Consider the following 4233-nt stretch of genomic DNA (forward strand, 5'->3'; position numbering starts at 1 on the left):
CCCGCGCCGGCGCCCGCGGCCTTGCGTGAGGTCGCGAGGCCGTCGCCGCACTGGGGTGCGGCGCTCCCAGTGGCCCGAGCCTTGCCGCGCGGCTCGCCCGGGCTGGGACCCAGGGCGCCGCTTCACCAGCACCCGCAAAAGGGATTACTATCGGCTGACCCGGATCAAATAGGGAGCCCCCCGGATGGCCGCCGAACTGAACCTCCAATTCCCCGACGCCGATCATGTGGTCGTCAGCCTCGACGGCCAGCCGTCCGGTCCGCTGCCCTTCGCGGACCCCTTCACGCCCAAGGACCACGCGGACATCGCCTGGTACATCGAGACCTACGGCGCCCGCGCCCTGGGCGACCCGGACGACACCGAGGCGGCGCGCATCCGCGCCCGGCTGCCCGCGCTGGGCAAGGCGCTCTTCAGGTCCGTCTTCGCCGCACGCGAGGCCGTGCGCGTCCTCGACCGCTTCCAGGACCTGGATCTGGCACCCGCCGACCAGGCGCAGACCCGGCTCATCACCATCAGCGCCTTCGACCCGACGGTGCTGGCGCTCCCCTGGGAACTGCTCCACGACCCCCAGTCCCCCGACGGCACCTATCTCTTCCACGAGCGCCTCTCCATCCGCCGCCGGGTCGCCGGCATCGGCAAAGGGCGCCTGCCCTTCCCGGTCGCGCCCAAGGAGCGGCTGCATCTCCTCTTCGTCGTCAGCCGCCCCACGGACGCCGGCTTCCTCGACCCGCGCCTGGACCCGCGCGCCGTGCTGGACGCACTCGACGCCGAGGCCCCGGGCCGCGTGACCTGCGAGTTCCTGCGCCCGCCCACGCTCGCGGCCCTCACCGACCGGCTGGGCCGCACCGACCTGCCGCCCGTCGATTGCCTGCACTTCGACGGCCACGGTGTCTTCGACCGCGCGGGCAATCTGCCGGCCCGCCATCACGCGGCCGGCGGCAAGTCCGGCGCCCCCGCCGAATCCGTCCAAAAGGACCAGGGCGGGCCGGGCGAGTACCCGCCCGACACCGGCTACCTCCTCTTCGAGGACGCCGCGGGCGGCACCGACTTCGTCCCCGCCCACCGCCTGGGCGAGACCCTGCACCGGCGCCGTGTCGCCCTGGTCATCCTCTCCGCCTGCCAATCCGCCGCCGTCGCCGCCCAGGACCCCGCACACCCCGAGGCCCCCGCTCAAGAAACCAACGAATCGAACGACGCGGCGGGCCAGCGGCCCGCCGAGTTGGGCAGCGTGGCGGCGCGCCTCACCGCCACCGGCATCCCCGCCGTGCTCGCCATGACCCACTCGGTCTTGGTCGCGACCACCCGCACCCTGTTCGGCGAGGTCTATAAGCAACTTGCCCGCCGCCGCACCCTGGGCGAGTCGCTCGACGCGGCGCGCCTGCGCCTGGCCCAGGACCCGCGCAAGTACCAGGTCCAGCGGGGGGAGGAGCGGGTCTGGCTCAGTCTCCAGGACTGGTTCATCCCGGCGCTCTATCAGATGGGGGAGGATTTGCCGCTGTTGCTGCCGGGAGCGGCGGAGGGTGATGGCCTGGATGCCCCGCGGGCGCGCGCGGGCGGGACGCCCACGCTCCCGGAAACCGGCTTCCACGGCCGTCGCCGCGAGCTCTGGGCGATCGAGCGCGCCTTCTCCGCCCCCGCCGACACCCCCCAGGCGGCGCTGCGCCTGACCCTGACCGGCTTCGGCGGCCAGGGCAAGACCGCGCTCGCGCTCGAAGCCGGCCGCTGGCTGAAGCGGACCGGGCTCTTCGACGCCGTCGTCTGGGTCAACTTCGCCCACGAGCAGGGCCGCGACGCCCTGCGCGCCGCGCTCAACGCCATCGGCACGGTGCTGCACACGACGCTCGCCGACGCCGAGGCCGCCCTGGAGGCCCTGCGCCGCACCCCCACCCTCGTCATCTTCGACAACCTGGAGCCCCTGGCGGCCCCCGACCTCAAGCCCGCCCTGGATGAACTGCTGGACGCCGCCGCCGCCTGGTCCGCGGTCCAGTGCCGCGACCCCCGGCACCGCGGCACCCGCATCCTCTGCACCACCCGCCAACCGGAGCTTGACCACCCCGCCTTCCGCGCCGCCGGGACCCGGGTCCACCGCGCCATCCCGCTCACCGGTCTGGGCAGCCGGTACAACCCGGACGACGCGCTGGAGTGGTACGCCGCCCTGGCCCTGCTGCCCCCGCTGCCGAGCGTCCCGGCCCCCGGGCGCGGCGCGCTGATCGATCTCTTCGAGCGGGTCGCCTTCCATCCGCTCTCTATTCTGGTGCTGGCGCAGCAGCTCAAGGACCGCGGGCCGGCGGCCTTGGGCGAGCGACTGGAGGCGTTGCTCAAAGGAGTCGGGGCGTCCCGCACCGACGACGCGGGCGGGACGCCCGCGCTCCTTCGCGCCTCCATCCAACTCTCGCTCGACCGCCTGGACCCGGCCGCGCGCGCCCTGATCCCGCGCCTGGGGGTCTTCCAGGGCGGCGCCTGCGAGGACGACCTGCTCGCCATCACCGGCCTGGGCGTACCGGACGAGGTGCCGCCGGACGCGCAGGGCCGCGCCCAGTTGCAGATGCTCCTGGACGCGCCGGCGTCCGGGGACCTGGGGCCGGTCCTGCGGGCGAGCGGGATGCCGGAGGGCGCCGTCCTGCCGCCGGAGACCCTGGCGCAGATTCGCGACCAGATTGCGGGGCAGGTCGATGACTTCCGCGCCCGGCTCGCGGCCCCAACCCCGGCCCCGGCCGCAGCAGGGGGCAGGGGAGAGGCCGTCGCCTGGACCCAGGTCCGTGACCAACTCGTGGCCGCGGCCCTGATCGAGCCCGAGCCGCTCCCCGGCGTCCGCTGGCCCTACCTGCGCTTCCACCCCAGCCTGGCCCCGCTCCTGTGGTCCGAACTGGACGCGCCCGAGCGGGAGCGGCTGACCAAGGCGCACCGGGCGCGGTATGCGCAGACGGTCCGATACCTGTATGACGAGGACTCCAAGCACCCGCACCAGACCCGGGCCATCGCCCGGCTGGAACTGCCCAACCTGATCCACGCCTGCCATGGCGCACTGGCCGCGGGGGAGCCGGGGGCGGTCGATTTTGCCAACAGCCTGAACAAGTTCCTCGGCAACTTCGGGCTCGGCCGGGAGTCCGACGACCTGCTCGGGCGCGCCGGTGCCGCTGCCCGGGCGGACGACCTGGCCGACTGGTTCCTGGCCGAGTCCAACCGGGGTGAGCGGCTGCTCGACACCGGCCGGATCGGCGAGGCCATGGGCTGCTTTGAATCGCTCCTGGCGCGGCTCGGCGAGACACCGAGCTATCAGCGTGCCGTCACCCTGGGTTGGCTCGGCCGCTGCCTGAGGGCCGGTGGCCGGCCGGACCTCGCCGCCATAAGCCAAAGGGAGCATATCGCCATCCTAGAACGGCTGGAGCAGACGGACCATGTCAGGGGCCAGCGCGCGGCTGCACTGACCTGCCTGGCCGATGTGCTTACCGACCGCGGGGACTATGCCGGGGCGCGGCGGGCCTACGAGGATGGGTTGGAAGTTAAGAAGGCGCTGAACGACGAGCGAGGCCAGGGCGTCACCCTCGGTCAGCTCGGCACCCTGGCCATGCGGGAGGGCCGGCTCGATGAGGCGGAGCGTCGTTACCGCGAGGCCCTGGACCTCTTCCAGCGGTTGGGCGAACCGGCCGGCGAGGCGGTCTACTGGAATCAGCTCGGCGAGGTCTATTTGAGGGCGAGCCGCTGGGACGACTCGGAGCGCCACTACCGGGAGGCGGCACGGATCAAGGAGCAGCGAGGCGACTTGGTCGGCGCCGCCCGGACCTGGAACAACCTCGCCATCGTCACCGCGAACGCCGGCAGGCCGGAGGCGGCCGAGCACTGGTACCGCAAGGCCATTGATGCCGGCCGGCGACTCGATGACCGTCCAGGCCTGTCGACGCGCTTGAACAACCTCGCCGACCTCCTCCAGTCCCAACCCACCCGACTCGCCGAGGCCAGGCGCCTGGCGGAGGAGTCGCTGGCGATCAGGGAGACCCTGGACCCGGGCGCGGCCGAGATCTGGCAGACCCACAACATCCTCGCCCAGATCACCGACCGCGAGCGCACCGCCGCCCCGGACCCCGCGACCGCCGCCGCGTTGGCCGCCCAGTCCAGCGCCCACCGCCGCCGCGCCCGCGCGGCCCTGCGCGCCTTCCCCGGCACCCGCCACCGGCTCCAGCCCCACCTGCCGCTGATCCGCCTGGTCGCGCAGGCCCTCGCCGCCCCGGCCCC

At 73.7% G+C, this 4233-nt stretch carries 1 protein-coding gene; it reads left to right on the plus strand.

From position 1 onward, the window contains the following. Positions 1-184: 184 nt before the first annotated feature. The coding region (locus QZY48_RS24280; RefSeq protein WP_295435920.1) for a tetratricopeptide repeat protein at positions 185-4233 on the plus strand (4049 nt) is incomplete at its 3' end.

It is taken from the genome of uncultured Thiodictyon sp. (assembly GCF_903828115.1).
Taxonomy (GTDB): domain Bacteria; phylum Pseudomonadota; class Gammaproteobacteria; order Chromatiales; family Chromatiaceae; genus Thiodictyon.